At 47.8% G+C, this 19,918-nt stretch carries 9 protein-coding genes; 3 read left to right on the top strand and 6 right to left on the bottom strand.

Annotation, left to right across the window (positions count from 1 at the left end; all coding sequences use genetic code 11):
- Positions 1-77: 77 nt before the first annotated feature.
- Complete coding sequence (thrA, locus tag D3H65_RS29100) at positions 78-2,522, bottom strand: bifunctional aspartate kinase/homoserine dehydrogenase I (RefSeq protein WP_119053670.1); 2,445 nt, start codon at positions 2,520-2,522, stop codon at positions 78-80.
- 534 nt (positions 2,523-3,056) lie between these two features.
- On the opposite strand from thrA, the gene D3H65_RS29095 reads away from it, so the two are divergent.
- Positions 3,057-5,636 (top strand): phosphoenolpyruvate carboxylase, encoded by a 2,580-nt coding sequence (locus tag D3H65_RS29095; protein WP_119053669.1) that lies wholly within the window; start codon positions 3,057-3,059, stop codon positions 5,634-5,636.
- A 1,101-nt stretch (positions 5,637-6,737) separates the two neighbouring features.
- Here the strand turns inward: D3H65_RS29095 and D3H65_RS29090 are convergent.
- The 5 genes from D3H65_RS29090 to D3H65_RS29070 all read right to left on the bottom strand — a co-directional run bounded on the left by D3H65_RS29090 (position 6,738) and on the right by D3H65_RS29070 (position 17,141).
- Complete coding sequence (locus D3H65_RS29090; protein WP_119053668.1) at positions 6,738-7,817, bottom strand: outer membrane beta-barrel protein; 1,080 nt, start codon at positions 7,815-7,817, stop codon at positions 6,738-6,740.
- A gap of 84 nt (positions 7,818-7,901) precedes the next feature.
- Positions 7,902-9,287, bottom strand: coding sequence for an ammonium transporter (locus D3H65_RS29085; RefSeq protein ID WP_119053667.1), 1,386 nt, complete (start codon positions 9,285-9,287; stop codon positions 7,902-7,904).
- Between the two features lie 400 nt (positions 9,288-9,687).
- Complete coding sequence (locus D3H65_RS29080) at positions 9,688-11,193, bottom strand: glutamate synthase subunit beta (RefSeq protein WP_119053666.1); 1,506 nt, start codon at positions 11,191-11,193, stop codon at positions 9,688-9,690.
- A gap of 121 nt (positions 11,194-11,314) precedes the next feature.
- Positions 11,315-15,832, bottom strand: coding sequence for a glutamate synthase large subunit (gltB, locus tag D3H65_RS29075; protein WP_119053665.1), 4,518 nt, complete (start codon positions 15,830-15,832; stop codon positions 11,315-11,317).
- Positions 15,833-16,319: 487 nt separating this feature from the next.
- Entirely contained in the window at positions 16,320-17,141 is an 822-nt protein-coding gene (locus D3H65_RS29070) for a hypothetical protein (RefSeq protein ID WP_119053664.1), read from the bottom strand.
- Between the two features lie 182 nt (positions 17,142-17,323).
- On the opposite strand from D3H65_RS29070, the gene D3H65_RS29065 reads away from it, so the two are divergent.
- Positions 17,324-18,772 (top strand): circularly permuted type 2 ATP-grasp protein, encoded by a 1,449-nt coding sequence (locus D3H65_RS29065; RefSeq protein ID WP_119053663.1) that lies wholly within the window; start codon positions 17,324-17,326, stop codon positions 18,770-18,772.
- Positions 18,773-18,938: 166 nt separating this feature from the next.
- Entirely contained in the window at positions 18,939-19,874 is a 936-nt protein-coding gene (locus D3H65_RS29060; protein WP_119053662.1) for an alpha-E domain-containing protein, read from the top strand.
- Positions 19,875-19,918: the final 44 nt, after the last annotated feature.

The raw sequence follows: 19,918 nt of genomic DNA, 5'->3' as shown, positions 1-19,918 counted from the left end.
CATTTCCTTTTGATCGAAGGTGAGCCGCCCTTCAGCGCCGCATTGCTACACCGCAGGGCGACCCACCTTTCAATAACTTAATGGGCGGCCCGGATGATATCGGCAAATACACCGGAAGCGGTTACTTCTGCTCCTGCCCCTGCGCCTTTTACTACCAGGGGTTGTTCCACATAGCGGTTGGTGTAAAACAGTACGACGTTGTCTTTCCCGTACAAGTGGTAAAAGTCGTGCTGCGGATCTATATGTTGTAAGCCTACTGCGGCTTTTCCGTTCTCATACTTTGCAACAAACTTCAGCTTCTTACCCGCTTTGACAGCCTCATCATACAGGGCCTTAAAATGGGTTTCCTGTTTGGCCATCTCTGCATAGAAGTCCTCCACACTGCCCTGCATACAGGAGGCAGGCATGAAGGTACTATTGGTGATATCCTCCATTTCCAGCTGCTCACCGCTTTCCCTGGCCAGGATCATGATCTTGCGCATGACATCAGTACCACCGAGGTCGAGGCGTGGATCGGGTTCGGTATAGCCTTCTTCCTGGGCCTGCTTTACCACTTCTGCAAAACTTTTTTCACCGTTATAATTGTTGAAAACAAAATTGAGGGTACCACTCAATACTGCTTCAATACGGTTCACTGTATCGCCACTGCGGAGGAGGTCGTTCAAGGTGCCGATCACGGGCAGGCCTGCTCCTACATTGGTCTCAAACTGGAAAGATGCATTGTATTCCCTGGCGAGGTCCTTCAGCTTCTTGTAATAGGCATAGGAAGAAGAACAGGCCACTTTGTTGCAAGCCACCACGGATATGCTCTTTTCCAATAAGCGATCATAGGTTTGGGCTACATTGTCATTGGCGGTAACATCAGCGAATACGGAATTGCGCAGGTTTTTGGAACGGGTGATCTCTACAAATTTGTCGAGGTCCATAGGCTGGCCTGCTTCGAGTTCCTGCTTCCAGTTCCTTAGGTTGACGCCTTCGTCGTTGAAGACCATCTTCCTGCTATTGGCGATACCAATGATGCGTATCTGCAAGCGCAATTGTTCCTGGAGCCAGGCATGCTGCTGCTGCAATTGTGACAACAGTTTACTGCCTACATTGCCAGCACCGGCAATGAAGAGGTTGACCTGCTTGTAGGTGGTCTCAAAAAACTCTTCATGTAATACGTTGATGGCTTTCTTTACGTCTACGGCTGCTATTACAGCAGATATATTGCGTTCGGATGATCCTTGTGCTATGGCGCGTATATTGACGCCATTGCGGCCAATAGCGCCAAACATTTTACCACTCACACCAGGGTGGCTTTTCATGTTATCGCCTACCAGGGCCACAATGGACAATCCGGGTTCTACCACCAGGGGATCTACTTTGCCGGTTTCTATTTCCCAGGCAAACGCTTTGTCAACGGCTGCTTTTGCATCCACCAAAGTGGCTTCGTCAATACCCACACAAATGGAATGTTCTGAAGAGCCCTGGGTAATGAGGATAACATTGATCTGCTCGGCAGCCAAAGCTTCAAATAACCTTTTTGAAAAGCCGGGCACGCCTACCATACCTGGGCCTTCCAGGCTCAGTAAAGCTATCTTATTGATGCTGGTGATACCGCGTATATTGTTGCCATTCCTCTTCACTACTTCGTTTTCGATCACGGTACCATGGGCTTCGGGGTCGAAGGTGTTTTTGATCCATACAGGGATACTCTTACTCATGACGGGCTGAATGGTGGGGGGATAGATCACTTTCGCACCAAAATGGGATAGCTCCATGGCTTCCTGGTAAGAGATACGGGGAAGCACTTTGGCATGGGGCACAAGACGTGGATCGGCAGTCATCATACCACTCACATCGGTCCATATCTCCAGGACCTTTGCATCGAGGGCGCTGGCGAAGATGGCAGCGGTATAATCGGAGCCTCCGCGGCCCAGGGTGGTGGTAAGGCCGGCCTGGCTGGAAGCCACAAAGCCCGGCACCACGAACAGGTTTTCTACAGCAGCTGCAAAGTAGCTGCGTATATTATGGTCGGTGATGGCAAAGTCGACTGCGGCATAACCATGGTTGGAATCGGTAATAATGAGTTCTCTTGCATCTTTCCATACGGCATCGGTACCGGCAGCTTTTAAGCGGGCTGCTACTATTTGTGATGAGATCAGTTCTCCAAAACTGACTATGCGGTCGCGGGTGCGGTCGGATAATTCGCCCAGGAGGAAAACACCATTGCAGATGTCCTCAATCTCATTACAGCGCTGTTTTACCCAGCTCAAGATGCTGCTCTGTTTAGCAACAGGCACCAATACCTTCACTGCATCGATATGCCGGCGCTCGATGGTGGCGAGTACATCTTTATAGGATTCATCGGCAATGGCAGCCAGGGCGCCTGCCTTTAACAAGGAATCGGTGACGCCCCCCAATGCGGACACTACCACCACGGTTTTATCACGTAGTATTGATTGCTGTACAATGGCTACTACTTTATTGATGTTGTCGGCATTTGCTACAGAAGTACCGCCGAACTTTAAGACCTGCATATCGTATATGATTAGTTGAATGTAAAAGATGGAAGCAAAAGATATACCTATCCCAGGTACGATCAGCTAAAAGCCCAAATGATAATATGGAAATGTACAACCCTTAGCGGGTCGTAATAGTAGACGTTGTTGTAGCCGTGAAAGCTACTGTAGTAGTGGAAGAAATGATATGTGGGTGCTGTAGTGCCACTTTAAAAAGATGACCAAATATACAAAATTTACTATTAACAAGTGTTAGTTTCATAAAAATTGTCTATTGAATGAATAGGGTAAGCAAGCTACGAGCCACGAGCTGTGAGCTACGAGCTCTAATACAGCTTCGCGAGTCGATCTGGGAGCGGCAAGCTTTGAATACAACTGCGAGCTAAAACAGTAGCGGTGGTATACCCCGATCGCAGGCCCGGGACTCGTAGGCCTGAAGTCAGTGGTCCGAAGCTGTTTTTGTCTTATTAGAATTTCATCGTATTTTCATCGCCTGTTTGTGTTGCTGCTTGTTATATGTTTCAATTGATTATTGCCTAAAATACATTCCATATGGACCACCAGTCGACGAGAGGACTGCAGCAATTCAAGAATTACGTTGGTATCAAATTCCAGCTTTACAACAGCCTATTTACTTCGCTTCCCTTCCACCGCATTGAAAAGACAGGTATCCTGTTATCGCTGTTATTAAATAATTGTGAAGAAGGTTATAAGCATAAGCAAAGTCCCACGCAGATCATCGAGGAGTTCTTTGAGAAGCATACGATCTATCAGAAAGACCAGGACCGGTGCGACTTGCTGTTCCGCTTTATACAATATGTAGAAAGGCAGGTAGTGTTGTTTGACGCGCTGGAGGATGCTTCTTTCCGGGAGGTGCAGGACATGAACGGGATCGGTACGCTGAAGTACCTTGAGTCTGAAGTGATCCAGGAGGGCGCGCAGGACAAGCTGGCAGAAAAACTGAAGGACTTTTCGATCCGCATGGTGCTTACAGCGCACCCTACTCAGTTCTACCCTGGCACTGTGCTGGGCATTATCAATGACCTTTCGAAAGCGCTGGCAGACAATAATGCCAGCCAGATCAATATGTACCTGCAGCAGTTGGGCAAAACGCCCTTTTTCAAAAAGCAGAAGCCTACGCCCTTCGATGAGGCGATCAGCCTGGTATGGTACCTGGAAAACGTCTTTTACCCGGCTGCAGGCAGGATCGTGAGCTTTTTGAAGAACCAGTTCCCGCAAGTGGTTCCCGACAATAATCCGATCATTACGATGGGTTTTTGGCCGGGTGGTGACCGGGATGGCAATCCTTTCGTAACGGCAGATACGACGCTTAAAGTAGCTGACCTGCTTCGTGGCAGCATCATTAAGTGCTACTACCTGGATGTACGGCGCTTAAAACGCCGCCTTACGTTCAAAGGGATCGATACGATACTGGCAGAGCTGGAAAAGCAGTTGTACAATAATATATTCATTCCGGGGCAGCGTACGGCGCTTACGAAGCAGGGCATACTGGATGAATTGTATAAGATCAGGGAAATCCTGACCTATCAGCATAATGGTTTGTTCCAGCACCTGGTGGAAAACCTGATCAATAAGATACAGGTATTCGGGCTTCATTTTGCCTCGCTGGATGTAAGGCAGGAAAGCACGGTACACAATACGGTACTGGAAGCTATTGCCAGCAAGGAAAAGTTATTGCCGGAAAACTATGCTTCGCTTTCGGAGCAGGAAAAGATCAAAACGCTGACGAGCATCAGGAGTACGGCGCATGCAGATCTTTATGAAGAAGGGGTAATCAAGGATACGCTGCAGAGCATTACAGCTATTAAGAATATACAGGAATATAACGGACCTGAAGGTTCAAACCGCTACATCATCAGTCAGTGTAACAGTGCACTAAACATCATGGAGGTGTTTGGTCTGTTCCTGTTGAGTGGCTGGACAAAAGACACGCTCGACATTGATATTGTTCCTCTTTTTGAAACGATCGACGACCTGGAAAAGGCAGCGGGCATTATGGAGTCGCTGTACAAGAATGATGATTACCGGCAGCATCTTCAGCGCCGCAATAAACGGCAGACGATCATGCTGGGCTTTTCGGACGGCACGAAAGACGGTGGTTACCTGATGGCCAACTGGAGTATTTACAAAGCCAAAGAAGAGCTGACGAGCATATCACGCAACTATGGTTTTGATGTGGTGTTCTTTGATGGCCGTGGCGGCCCTCCTGCACGCGGCGGCGGCAAGACGCATAAGTTCTATGCTTCGATGGGCAACAATATTTCCAACAAAGAGATACAACTTACGATACAAGGACAAACGGTAAGTTCGAATTTCGGCACGGTTGATTCGGCTCAGTTCAACATTGAGCAACTGTTAAATGCGGGCATTTCGAACCATGTTTTTTCTGCCAAGGAAAAAACGCTGCAGCCGGAAGACGAAGTGTTGCTTAAAGAACTGGCTGATGAAAGCCTGAAGGCATATACGCAACTTAAAAACAACCCTGACTTCCTGAATTACTTATCGCATATCAGTCCGCTGAAATTCTATAGTGAAACGAATATCGGTAGCCGGCCTGCGAAAAGGGGCAGCTCTTCCAAGCTATCTTTGAAGGACCTCCGTGCCATTCCCTTTGTGGGGGCCTGGAGCCAGCTGAAGCAGAATGTGACGGGTTATTATGGGGTGGGCATGGCGCTGCAGGCTTTGGACAAAAGAGGCAAGCTTCCCGCCATTAAACAGCTTTATAAAAACTCGCAATTCTTCAAGACGCTGATGGACAATTGCGAGATGGCGATGAAGAAATGTTTCTTCCCGCTGACGGAGTATCTTTCGAAAGATGCACGGTATGGAGAGATCTGGAATCTGATCTTCCAGGAGTATGAGCTCACGAAAAAGTATATCTTCCAACTGTCGGGCAATAATGAACTGATGTTTGATTACCCGGTAGAGCAACTGTCAATACAAACACGTGAAAGGATCGTATTGCCGCTGACGACTATCCAGCAATATGCGATGACGCGGATACGGCAACTGGAAGAGCAACAGGCGCCTGCTGCGCACAAAGAAATCTTTGAGAAGTTGGTGATCCGTTGTTCATTCGGCATCATCAATGCCGGGCGGAATTCGGCTTAGGCATTACATTTACAAAACTATACACAGGGTGTCTCCATTGCAGGAGGCACCTTTTTTGTTTTACTTGATTCCTCCTTTATTGAGGTAGGGGCGCCAGCTGCCCTCCCAGTCTTTGCGAAAAGTGGCTGTTTTGGCGTTTGATGCTATTAGCATACTCTATCGATACTGAAGATATGGAGAAGCCATGCTGAAGGGATACGGATTTAGGATGTAGCATTTAGAATTACTCCGTGCGTTGTACTTTTCTTCCTGTTGGTAACTGGCCGATCTTTTTGTTGGTTTGGCATTGCCAGGCTTCCTTCTCTGTCATCACGGCCTTCAATAGCCCATAGCAAACATAAAACATAGGCTAAGGCAAACCCAAATTTGATTTTGCTGCTCCGGCAATTTTAATAACAAGATTAAAAATGTGTAGAAAAACAACCGTTTCACGCCAAAACAACCAAAAGCAGACATTCTAAATTTGGAAACGGGTATACCGGTGTTGTATGTTTGTTGCGAACAGACTGACTGTGTGGACGGGGCCCCTAAGCACGGTTGGTGAAGACGATGAGGTGTTGTGCAACACTGAAATACAAGCTGCGAGCGGTGAGCTTCGAGCTTCGAGCTGCGAGCTTTAGGCAAGAACAGTTAGCAGTTAGCTTTTAGGTTTTAGGAGTTAGCTGTTAGCAATTTAGCTGTTCGTGGTTATTGGTGCTGTTGGTTATTAATTATCAGCTGAGGGCTATTGCCACTGACTAATTTTTCCTGTACTGATCGAGATCTCCGGTGAACGCCAGCCACCTGTTAAAGTGAGATGGAGACCGGGAAGGAAGAAAGGATGATGGTCAGGATTTGGAGGATAGTTTTAGCGATCAGCTTAAACCAGTAACCTGGTTCAATCAATCTATTTCTAACATTAAAAAATAAGGCTGCCTCCCACCGGGAGACAGCCTATTTGTTTTTATTCCTTGTGTGCTGCTTCTTCAAAAAGCGAGACACCGGTCGCCCGGTGCCTCTCATTCTTAACAAAACAACACTAAACTCCTACGTGACTGTAATTCAATACTGCGGAAAAACAAGTGATCGTTGATGATGATCTCCACAGCTGTGTTGCTTTCCTTAAAAATGATAAGTAGCTGCCAGGATAAAGGAACCGGTTGATTTGGTACCGGTATTATCATGTTTCAGGAAAATATTCTCACTGGCATTATCAAACCTGATCTCAGGTATAATGGTGAGGTTGTCGATCTTGAAATTGGCTGACAAGGTTGGTGTGAAGATGTTGCCATTAAAGCCCAATACGTTCTTATCATCATTGAGGTACTCACCGCGGAGTGTGAGGCCAAACAATGAGGTGGGATCGTAGTTCAGGTAAACAGCTGCACCGTACCAGGATTCGGAATCACCCCATTTGCCGGCATTATCTTTGGAAGACCTGGACTGCCAGGTACCATTTACGCCTAAGTTGAACTTAGAAGAGATACCGAATGTACCTACCACATCAAACTGGGTGAGGCGATCTGTTTCGGTATATTTTCCTCCCTGGAAGTTCAGGAATCCTTTAACAGCTCCATCTTTTGAAGCGGTAGATAACTGACCGATGAACATTTTAGGTTCGGCGCTGGCGCTTTTGAAGTCGGTAGGATTGGTAACACCGACCATGAGGGCAGTGGAACCACCCAGGTTGATATCGGCTTTTAAGCCGGTATGGAAGAAGGGACCGAAAGAGAACATATAGCTCATGCTATAGTTGCGGTTGAGGTAGGCGTCTACGAGCTCATAGCCTACGTGGGTACCGAAACTACCGAGGGTGAACTTGATCTTATCGCTGGGCGCATAGGTTACATACAATTGCTTTACAGCCAGTTGGGTATTTTTATCATTGTATGAGAATTCTTCTGCCCTTTTGCCAAAACCGAGGTCGGCCACCATACCTACTTTTCCGATGGAATGCTCCACTTTGATGGAAGCCATGCCGAGGGCAAAGGTGTTGTGTGTTTGGGTGAAACTGGTTGGACTATTAAACTTATTGTACAGGGGATCATTTTCGTCCTTTATAGTTGGATTGGCAAAGTTGTACCTGTAGTATACATCGGCAGAGCCGGAGATCACGAAATTGGATTTTTTTGTTGAGTCTTGCGAGAAAGCACACGTAGAACAGGCCACACCTATGGCCAATACAGAGAATTTTCTTAACATTGTTAAAGATTTTAAGTGTTAAAAGGAAAGGGTACGGCGGAATGAGCTTGTGTCAGAAGCTTATTTAGAGGCTGTACCTTTTTCTTAATGTCCGCTCTCCACTAATTTATCTTCCATTTTACCATTATCGTGCACCAGTAATGTGCCTTGCAGGTATTTTTCGTTGTGCTGTGTAGCATCGAGACCGAGTTCTTCTTCTTCAGAAGATACGCGGAGGGGCAATATGAAGTTGATGAATTTGAAGATGATGAAAGACATGGTGAAGCTGAATACGACAGAGATGATCATGCCTTTGAACTGGGTCCACAGGAAACCTGAATTACCCAGCCACAGGCCATCAGCACCCAGACCGTTTACGGCTTTGGTAGCAAATACGCCTGTCAGCAGCATACCTACCATACCACCTACACCATGGCAGGGGAAAACGTCGAGGGTATCATCCAGCTTGGATTTTTGCTTGTAGAATACTACGATATTAGATACCAGGGCAGCTATAACACCAATAGTGATACTTTGGGGGATAGCTACGAAACCGGCAGCGGGGGTAATGGCCACGAGACCTACTACAGCACCGATACAGAAGCCCAGCACAGAAGGTTTTTTACCTCTTAAAACATCAAAGAACATCCAGGACAGACCAGCTGCAGCAGCGGCAGTATTGGTAGTAAAGAAGGCAGAAACAGCGAGGCTGTTGGCGCCCAGTGCAGAACCTGCATTGAAACCAAACCAACCGAACCAGAGTAAACCAGTACCAATCAATACATAAGGGATGTTGGCAGGAGGAATTTCTTTATGTTCGATGTGTGATTTACGACGTTTCAGCACGAGCACACCAGCGAGGGCTGCGCAACCTGCAGAAATGTGTACTACGGTACCACCGGCAAAGTCAAGAACGCCCATTTTGAACAGGAATCCTTCGGAATGCCATGTCCAGTGTGCCAGGGGGCAATACACCAGGAGGCTGAACAGTGCAATAAAGAGAATATAAGAAGTAAAGCGAATACGTTCAGCAACAGCACCCACTACGAGACCTGGGGTGATGATGGCGAACATGAGCTGAAATACGGCAAACAAAGATTTTGGAATGGTGCCCCAAGGTTCGCCGGAGGCTACTCCCTTGAAGAACAGGTGGGTAGAAGGATTTCCGATCCATCCTCCCATTGATTCACCAAAACTGAGGCTGAAACCCACCACGATCCACAGAACGCTTACCACGCCAGCGGCAGCTACGCTCTTGATCATTGTAGAGATCACATTCTTGCGATGCACCATACCACCATAGAAGAAGGCGAGACCGGGTGTCATTAAGAATACGAGGGCTGAAGCTACGAGCACCCAGGTGATGTCGGCATTGTTGTAAGCTCCTTTCGTGTCTACGAAGTCAGGAACGGCGGGGATGAAGATCGCGATGACCGCTACGGCTGCCAAAACGAGAAATGGCGCCACCTCCTTAAAGGTGATTTTTTTCATACCAGTTGATTTTAGTTGTTAAATTAAGAATGTATACTATGTGTTGTTATGAATGTAAATTAGCATTTTTTTGCCTGTTCTTGACACATCAACACATATGCATTTTATCATAATGTTACACATTTACATAAGTTCTGCATGTTGAAACAATTATCCCACCTGATTTATAGAGAATTTCAAATATGGAAATAGAAAAAGCTGTCGTTTTTCGACAGCTTCTAAAAAATATTTTTTTCAACAAGGTAACTAAAATGGATTTTGTGGTATTGTACTGGGACAATGACCTTTTTATCAATAAGGAATAAGCTCCATGCGTGTTTGTGCTTCCTAACGTGTATATATAACACAAAAGCCACCCACCTTTCGGTGAATGGCTTTTTCAGCACTCTATATTGTTTTGTTAAACGGCCATGATGATGTTCTGGTCCCTGCTTTCGAGGAGGGAAACGCCTCCACTCAGGAATTCATCCACTTTCCGGGCGCATTCGCGTCCTTCGCTGATGGCCCAAACGACCAGGCTTTGGCCGCGGCGGATATCACCGGCAGCAAAGATCTTCTGGATATTGGTCTGGTAGGCTTTTTCGGTAGCGCGTACATTACCCCGTTCGTCGAGCTCGACGCCCAGTTCATTGATCAGGCCGTTGTGCTGGGGATGTACAAAACCCATGGCGAGGAGGGCGAGCTCGCAGGGCAATTCACGCTCGCTGCCGGCTACTTCCACAAACTGAGCCGGGCGGCCATCTTCGGTGATCTTCCATTCGAGGTCTACCACTTTCAGGGCTTTCAGGTTGCCCTTTTCATCGCCCACAAAGGATTTGGTGGCAATGGCCCAATGACGCTGGGCGCCTTCTTCATGGGAAGAAGACACTTTCAATGTCATGGGATAGGTAGGCCAGGGCATAAAGGTGGTTCTACTTTCGGGCGGCTTGGGCAGGAGCTCAAACTGGGTCACGGACAAAGCGCCATGACGATTGGAGGTACCTACGCAGTCGCTGCCGGTATCACCACCACCAATAACTACCACATTCTTGCCGGTGGCAAAAATGTCTTCTGAGAATATATTGCTCTCGATGGCTGGATTGGCCAGGGGATCGAGGCCTGCATTGCGTTTGTTCTGTTGTTTCAGGAAGGTCATGGCATAATGCACACCTTTCAGCTCTCTTCCGGGAACGGGCAGGTCTCTGGGAACGGTAGAACCGCCGGAAAGCACGATAGCATGAAACTCGCGCAGGAGGTCGTTGATACTCACATTTACGCCTACATTGGCACTGCATTTAAACGTGATGCCTTCTTCTTCCATCAACTTTATCCGGCGATCAATGACCCATTTTTCGAGTTTGAAATCGGGGATACCGTAACGCAGGAGACCACCTGGTGCATCATCCCTTTCAAATACGGTGACGGTATGGCCTGCAAAATTGAGCTGGGCAGCAGCGGCCAAACCGGCGGGACCTGACCCTACTACGGCTACTTTCTTACCACTACGCACATTGGGTTTGCGTGGTTTTACAAATCCCTTATCAAAAGCGATCTCTATGATATGCTTTTCAATCTCTTCAATAGCTACGGCTGGCTGGTTGATACCCAATACGCAGGCGCTTTCGCAGGGAGCGGGACAAATACGTCCTGTAAACTCTGGAAAGTTATTGGTAGAAGTAAGGATGTCGTATGCTTCTTCCCAACTCTTACGGTATACTGCATCATTGAATTCAGGGATCACATTGCCTAAAGGGCAACCGCTGTGACAAAAAGGAACACCACAGTTCATGCAGCGGGCGCTCTGCTGGTTCAACTTCTCTTCGCTGTAACGCTCTACAAATTCATTGTAGTTCTTCACCCTGTCCTGCACCGGCAATTTACCGGGCAACTCTCTCGTAAACTCTAAGAAACCTGATGGCTTACCCATTGTTTGTTATCGTTTATTATTGTTAGTCTTAGCTTTTAATATAGAATCTCAAATAACCCTGTTGATCATTTCAGCTGTTAGGTATTAGCGGTTAGGCGTTAGCCCTTAGCTTCGGTACCCTTTATTTGCTTACTGATACAGGTGACTTTTTGGCCTGCAATACTTTCTTGTAATCGGCCGGGAATACTTTCACAAAGTTCTTCAGCTGATTTTCAAAATCATCGAGGACAAACTTGGCTACGGTACTGCCTGTATAAGCGTAATGCTTCATGATCATATCCTGCAACAGTTTGGCATCTTCGGCGTCTACAGGATCCAGGTCTACCATCTCGCGGTTACAACGTTCAGCAAACTGTGCTTTCACATCGTAGATGTAAGCAATACCACCGCTCATACCAGCTGCAAAGTTGCGCCCGGTTTCGCCCAGTATTACTACGGTGCCGCCTGTCATGTATTCACAACCGTGATCTCCTGTACCTTCCACTACCACCTTTGCGCCGGAGTTGCGTACGCAGAAACGTTCGCCCGCTTTACCGCGGATGTATGATTCGCCGGAAGTAGCACCATAGAAGGCCACATTACCAATGATGATGTTTTCTTCAGGTACATAAGAAGCCTGCTTGGGAGGATACACAATGAGTTTGGCGCCGCTGAGACCTTTACCAAAATAGTCATTGGCATCTCCTTCCAGTTCGAGGGTAACACCACTGGTATTGAAAGCGCCAAAGCTTTGGCCTGCTGTACCAGTGAGGTTGAAGTGAATGGTATCGTCGGGCAGGCCGGCTGCTTTGTATTTTTTAGTGATCTCGTTGGCCAGAATGGTACCCAGGGTCCGGTCGGTATTCTTCACGGCAAAGGAAGCTGCTACGCGCTCCTGTTTTTCCAAGGCGGGCCGGGCTGCTTCAAGCAATTGCCAATCAAGAACGGTTGCCAGGCCATGGTCTTGCTCTTCCTGCTTGTAGAGGCCGGTATATAAAGAAGCTGGTTCTTTGTAGAGCACAGGAGACAGATCGAGCTTGCTGTATTTCCAATGGGTGATGTCATCTCTCATTTCGAGGGTATCGACCTGGCCGATCATTTCATTGATGGTACGGAAACCAAGGTCGGCCATGATCTCACGGAGCTCCTGTGTAATGAACTTAAAGAAATTTACCACGTGGTCTGCATTACCGGAGAAGCGTTTGCGCAACTCAGGGTCTTGCGTAGCCACCCCTACGGGGCAGGTATTGAGGTGACATTTGCGCATCATGATACAGCCTTCTACCACGAGGGCAGCGGTAGCCACACCCCATTCTTCGGCTCCGAGGAGGGTAGCAATGGCGATGTCCTTACCAGTCTTCATCTGACCATCGGCCTGCAGGGTTATACGGCTGCGGAGCTTATTCTTTACCAGGGTTTGGTGTGCTTCGGCAAGGCCCAATTCCCAAGGTAAACCGGCATGTTTGATAGAGCTGATGGGAGATGCACCAGTACCACCATCAAAACCAGAAATGAGTACCACATCGGCTTTGGCCTTGGCCACACCGGCTGCAATGGTACCTACCCCTGCTTTGGATACCAACTTAACGTTGATACGGGCGGCACGGTTGGCATTCTTCAGGTCGAATATCAATTGGGCCAGGTCTTCAATAGAATAAATATCGTGGTGGGGAGGCGGTGATATCAGGCCCACGCCTGGAGTAGAGTGTCTTGTTTTACCAATCCAGTCATCTACTTTATGGCCGGGTAATTGTCCACCTTCACCGGGCTTGGCGCCCTGTGCCATTTTGATCTGCAATTCATCGGCTTCGGTGAGGTAATGGGCGGTTACACCAAAGCGGGCAGAAGCTACCTGTTTGATAGCGCTGCGCATGGAATCGCCATTTTCCATTAACTCATACCTCTTTTCATCTTCACCACCTTCACCGGTATTGCTTTTACCACCGAGGCGGTTCATGGCAATAGCGAGGGTAGTATGTGCTTCCCAGGAGATAGATCCGAAGGACATGGCTCCTGTAGCAAATCTTTTATAAATATTCTCTGCTGATTCTACTTCGTCAATAGAAATAGCGGGTTTATTACGTTTGAACCGGAATAAGGATCTGAGTGTGCAAGCTTTTTCGCCCTGGTCGTTGACGGTCTTGGTGTACTTCTTGAAAGTATTGTAATCACCCATCCTGGTTGAATATTGCAACAGGTGAATGGTTTGGGGATTGAAGAGGTGGAACTCCCCTTTTCTCTTCCATTGGTATACACCACCCACAGGCAGGCGATTTACAGGCACGTCCTTACCGGCGAAAGCAAATGTATGCTTGGCCAGTGTTTCTTTGGCGATCTCATCGAGGCCCATTCCCTCAATACGGGAAGTGGCGCCGGTAAAATAGTTATCAACTACATTTTTATTAAGACCGATGATCTCGAGTATCTGTGCACCCTGGTAAGACTGAAGGGTGGAGATACCCATTTTGGAGAACACTTTCAGCAAGCCATCATTGACAGCTTTGATGTAGTTCTTTTTGAGGTGATCTACATCGAGTGTGGTATCGAGCTTACCGGTGAGCTTCATATCGCGTATGGAAGACAAAGCCAGGTAAGGGTTGATAGCGGTAGCACCGAAGGCGAGGAGGCAGGCAAAGTGATGCACTTCCCATACATCGCCTGCTTCTACTACGATGCCTACCTGACCACGCAATCCTTTACGGATAAGGTGGTGGTGAACGGCTGCAGTAGCCAGGAGGGAAGGAATGGGAGCGTGATCGGAATCGATGGCCCTGTCCTGCAGGATCAATACTTCAAAGCCATCCTGTGCTGCATCGACTGCGTAGCGGCAAATACGGTCCAGGGCTTTTTTCATGGAACCGGGTTTGCCATCGGCCCTGAAATAACATTGCAGGGTTTTGGCCTGGAAGATACCGGTATCTATACTACGGATGCTTTCGAGTTCGTGATTAGAAAGAACAGGGTGCTTCAGCGCCACGGTATGGCAGCTGAGGGGATCTTCTTCGAGCAGGCTACCATTGTTACCCACAAAAGTGGCGAGGGACATAACCATGCGCTCACGGATGGGATCGATGGGAGGATTGGTTACCTGTGCAAACAATTGCTTGAAGTAGCTGCTCAGGTGCTGGGGCTGATCGCTCAACACGGCCAGGGGTGTATCGGTACCCATGGAGCCGATGGGCTCTTTACCATCCAATGCCATGGGAGCGATGAGTGTATCGAGGTCTTCGGTGGAATAACCGAATGCTTTCTGGTATTTGAATACCTGGTCATGCTCGAGGTGGGTAAACATGACCCTTGGCTCGGGCAATTCATTGAGCCTGATCTTGTATTTATTGAGCCACTCGGCATAGGGCTTTTGTGAGCAGATGGTGCGTTTGAGCTCACCATCGCTGATGATGCGTCCCTGTTCCATATCCACGACAAACATCTTACCGGGCTGGAGGCGACCTTTTTCTTTGATGAGTGTGGGGTGAATGGGCAATACACCTGTTTCTGAGGCCATGATGACACGGTCATCGGTGGTAACGCAGTAACGGGAAGGGCGTAAACCATTTCTATCGAGGGTAGCACCAATGATCTTTCCATCGGTGAAGGAAATAGAAGCGGGACCATCCCAGGGCTCCATCATGGACGCATGGAATTCATAGAACGCTTTCTTCACGGGGTCCATCTCTTCGTTGCCATCCCATGCTTCGGGGATGAGCATCATCATTACGTGGGGCAATGACCGGCCGGTGAGGGCCAGGAGCTCTATTACATTGTCGAGGCAGGCAGAATCGGACTGGCCTTCGGTAACGATGGGGAGCAATATCTCCATCTCTTCCTTAGTAAAATAAGGAGAAGCAAAACCAGGTTCGCTTGTCTTGAGCCAGTTGAGATTGCCCTGCAGGGTATTGATCTCTCCGTTGTGTGCTATAAAGCGGAAAGGCTGAGCCAGCTTCCAGGAGGGGAAGGTATTGGTAGCAAAACGGGAGTGTACGAGACCAAAAGCACTTACCACGCGCTTGTTGGTGAGGTCGGGGAAATAAGGACGTACCTGCATACTGGTAAGCTGTCCTTTATACACTACGGTTTTATAAGACATAGATGCGATGTAAAAGCCTATCGCATCTTTCTTGACAGTGTTGGTAATGGTATGGCTGGCATAGTTGCGCAGCACAAACAATTTACGTTCGAAATCGTCGGGATTGGTGATATGGTCAGGACAAGCGATGAATACCTGTTCCATTTCGGGTTCCACGCTCAAGGCGGTGGAGCCGATACCATCGGGATTGACGGGTACTTTGCGGTAGGCGAGGATTTCGAGACCCAGCTTTTCGGCTGTGCGGTTGAAGATATCGCGGCATTCTTCGCGCAAACGAATTTCGCGGGGGAAGAAGATAACACCTACACCGTAGCGGCCGAATGGAGGAAGGGGCACGCCCAGCTTAATGCACTCATCGAAGAAGAATTCGTGCGGAGTCTGGATCATGATACCCGCGCCGTCACCGGTATTGCTTTCGCAACCACAGGCACCACGGTGTTCCATGTTTTCCAAAACGGTTAGTGCGTCGGAAATGTGTTGATGAGATTTGTGGCCTTTGATGTTTGCTACGAAACCTATTCCACATGCATCGCGTTCAAAAGAAGGATGATAAAGACCCTGATTGCTTGCCATGAAAAGAAGCTTTGTTTTGAAAATTTTCAATAAAACCCACGATTTCCATAGGAATTTTCAATATGGCAGCAAGCAACGCTTTAAAAATACAATAAAAAGGGGTAAAAACCGTAGATATATACAATTATTTTCCACACTAACGGGTGTCAGTTTATTAAGAAAATGTTATCTAAATCTTAAATATTTAAGTTTTACTGCAAAAGGCCGTGTAAAAATCACCTGACTGTATTTAAAATGTGAGTTGTCTGTATTACATTTACCAGTAACGCTGTCTAAATTCAAGAGTTAACAAACATTATTATTATTTAGCATTTTATTATTTCCGGGTAAAATCTTTATCTTTTCTGTGGCGCGCCCGCAAAAAACCGCGCTTTTCCGGGGAGAAGGGCGGTTTTTGGGGGTATTACAGATCGGGTGAGCCGCCCTTCAAGGGCGACCCACCCTTAAGACGCCTTCGACAGGCTCAGGCTGACAGCCGGTAAGGGTCTTATTTATTGTAGCGGTGGGAGAACTGAACGTCGGCGCCGTCGTTATCGGCGACTACGACAATGATGAGGCCATTATCCCAGGGGTTATTGCCTACTTCCTGGATAAAGGGTAAAAAGCCTGTATTGTTGTTGATGAACTTATCGGAGGTATAGCAGGCATTGTCGCAGCTCCAGATGTACTCGGCCACCTTTGCATTGGGCCCACCCGGCCCCTGTAGCCATTTGTTGGCATAACGTTCTATATAGAAGAGGTCCCACCGGGTATCCTTCACTTCTATATCAAAGTGAGGATCGGTATTGTCGAGGGCCACAGCAATGGAAACACCCAGCTGTTCATGCCGGAAGAAAGCATAGGGCTTCCAGGCATCGGTAATGGCGCCGGTAGGTGCGGCAAGGGTAATGTTCTCTTTGGCTCCGCCTGACTGTATAGTGAAAGTTTTGTCCTGGCGGTACCGGCGGCCGGCCGATCCATTGAAGCGGGCAAAGATGTACATCTCGGCTGTCCAGTTGCCGGCAGAAAGGTCACCAATAGAGAAACTGATAGCGTCGGTCTTTTTTTCAAAGCGTTTGAAAAACTGGTTAGCAGCGCCTTGTTTTTTAAGGACCACAAAACCTGAATCGACCAGGTTGTAAGCGACGGAAGTAGTACTGAAATTAACCAGTAATTCCTTATCACCGGATGGGTCGGGGTCAGGATCATGGCCTTTGTCTTTTTTGCAGGCCGTAAATAAGGCAAGGGCGGTAAAGATGATCAAGAGGTGCAGGAGTGGTGCGGGTTTGAATAACTGTGCAGGGTTACCGGTTGTTCTTGTTGCTTTCATGGCTTTATCATTTTATTGTTGTGGCTTACTGACAGCGAAGTAAGGAGGAACGTTGTTAAAGGAATGTCACAAAGGACTTAAACCACATGAACATGTGATGCGTATACTTGTTTTTCTTATATTTGGATAAGTCGACGTTATTGCTACGATCTTCTTGCCATTCTTAACCAAAGCCCCCTGCTATGCTAACGAACGAGCTATTGAATGGCTATCGCCCTGACAACAATACCTGGGATGAAATGTATGAAACCGGCGCTGTACGGCAACAATACAGCGGGGTAGTTGATTTCCTGCAACACCTGAGCATGGAAGAACTGGGTAAAAAAGAAGAACAGGCCAAAAGGCTGTTCATGACGCAGGGCATCACCTTTACTGTCTATAATAGTGGTGAAGGCATTGAAAAGATCTTTCCTTTCGACATCATCCCGCGCATCATTACGGCAGCTGAGTGGAACTATATAGAAAAAGGTATCCAACAGCGGCTCAAAGCGCTCAATCTCTTTTTAAAGGATGTATACAACGAGCAGTTCATTATTAAAGACGGACTGGTGCCGTTGTCTATTATATATAGTTGCCCGCACTTCCTGCGGGAAATGGTTCGCTTTCCGGTTCCCTACGATATCTATGTTCATATTGCGGGTATTGACCTGATCAGGGACAATGATGGTACTTTCTATGTGCTGGAAGATAACCTGCGTACACCGAGTGGTGTAAGTTATATGCTGGAAAACAGGGAGATCACGAAACGTATCTTCCCGGATCTGCTGCCGCTGATCAATGTACGCAGTGTAATGGAATATCCCAATATCCTGCACAAGAACCTGGTATCGATGGCGCCGCGGCAAAATAGCAATCCAACGGTGGTACTGTTGTCACCCGGCATTTATAATTCTGCTTATTTCGAACATACCACGCTGGCCCGCATGATGGGCATTGAATTGGTGGAAGGCCGCGACCTGGTAGTGGACAATCACCGGGTGTATATGAAAACCACAGCGGGCCTGCAGCAGGTAGATGTGATCTACCGGCGTGTGGATGATGACTTTCTTGACCCACTGGTATTCAATGCTTCGAGCGCACTGGGAGTATCGGGCATCATGAGCGCCTACCGTAAAGGCAACGTGGCTATTGTCAATGCGGTGGGTAACGGGGTAGCAGATGATAAAGCGATCTACTCGTATGTGCCGGCTATGATCCGTTATTACCTGAATGAAGAGCCGCTGCTTAAAAATGTGCCTACGTATCAACTGGGCAACCCGGAAGAGCAGGAATACGTGTTTAAGAACATGAACAATATGGTGATCAAGAAGACGAATGAAAGTGGCGGCTATGGCATGTTGATGGGCCATACGGCCTCGGACAAAGAGATCAGCGATTACCAGGCAGTTATTTTGAAGGATCCACGGCAGTTCATTGCGCAACCTACGATCAGCCTGTCTTCTGCGCCCTGTTATATGAACGGGAAATTACAACCGCGCCGGGTGGACCTGCGGCCCTATGCTTTATGCGGCCCCAATGGCATTCGCATTGTACCCGGCGGATTGACGCGGGTGGCATTGCGGGAGGGATCGCTGGTGGTGAACTCATCACAGGGGGGAGGGAGTAAGGATACGTGGGTGCTGACTGTGTGAGGATCGGCAGTCGGCAGTCGTGAATCGGCAGTCGTTTGCTTCGATAGCAGATTTCTCCCTGCGGTCGAAATGACAAAGAATGGCCGAAATGACAAAGATGGGTCAGAGGACAAAGAAGGAGTTGAAATGACAAAGAAAGGGAAACTAACAGCTAATTTAATCATACATGCTTAGTAGAGTAGCGGATAGTTTATTCTGGATGAACCGGTACATGGAGCGTACGGATGGCATATTGCGGATGCTGAAAACGAATTATGCACTTTCGCAGGATGACCTGCAATACTTTTCCTGGCAACCGGTATTGAAGATCTTCACTTATTTATCGGAGGAAGAAGCGGCCACTATTGCCTGCCAGGGCAGAACGGTGTTGCAGTATATGGTGTCGGATAAGGAAAATCCCAATTCGGTGCTGAATATCGTGACGCAGGCCAGGGAAAATGCACGCAGTGTACAAGATCATATCACCAAGGAGCTATGGCAATGTCTCAATGATTTCTACCACACGGTGCGGGATGAGCAATTGCTGGAATGGCTGTACAAGGAAGACCCTATCACAGCGCTGGACATCCTGATCAAACAAGGGCTGCTGTTTTATGGCACTTCAGATATTACGATGGCCCGCGGCGAGGGTTACTCCTTTATGAATATTGGCCGCTTCCTGGAACGTGCTATCCAAAGTGCGGATATCCTGGATGTAAAATTCAGTGACAGTAAGTTTGACTTTTCGAATATTACGGATACTACTTACTGGCGGTACCTGCTGCTGTCGATCTCGGGTTATGAGTTGTATCTCCGGAATTATTCGGGTGGTTTTGAAGCCAGGCGGGTAGTGGAGCAAATTGTACTCAACAATCACTTTCCCCGTTCTGTGATGTATTCAATAGACCAGATGAGCCGGTATTTTGAACGGCTTAAAAGTGAGCAAACGACCACAGCTTACAATAGCATCGACTTTATGATGGGCCGGGTAAAAAGCCGGGTACGGTATTCAACACCGGAAAGTATCATGCAGCAAGGGCTGCATGAATTCCTGACGGGGGTGAAGAATGAGCTGTACGCCATCGGTACGGCGCTTAGTCAACATTATTTTGCTTATACCTGATCGGTGAAAATCCGCTTTTAAAGTTACATTTGACCTCAGAACAA

It is taken from the genome of Paraflavitalea soli, from assembly GCF_003555545.1.
Lineage (GTDB): Bacteria > Bacteroidota > Bacteroidia > Chitinophagales > Chitinophagaceae > Paraflavitalea > Paraflavitalea soli.
The sequence above is the reverse complement of the archived record's forward strand: the minus strand, read 5'-3'. Positions and strand labels throughout refer to the sequence as shown.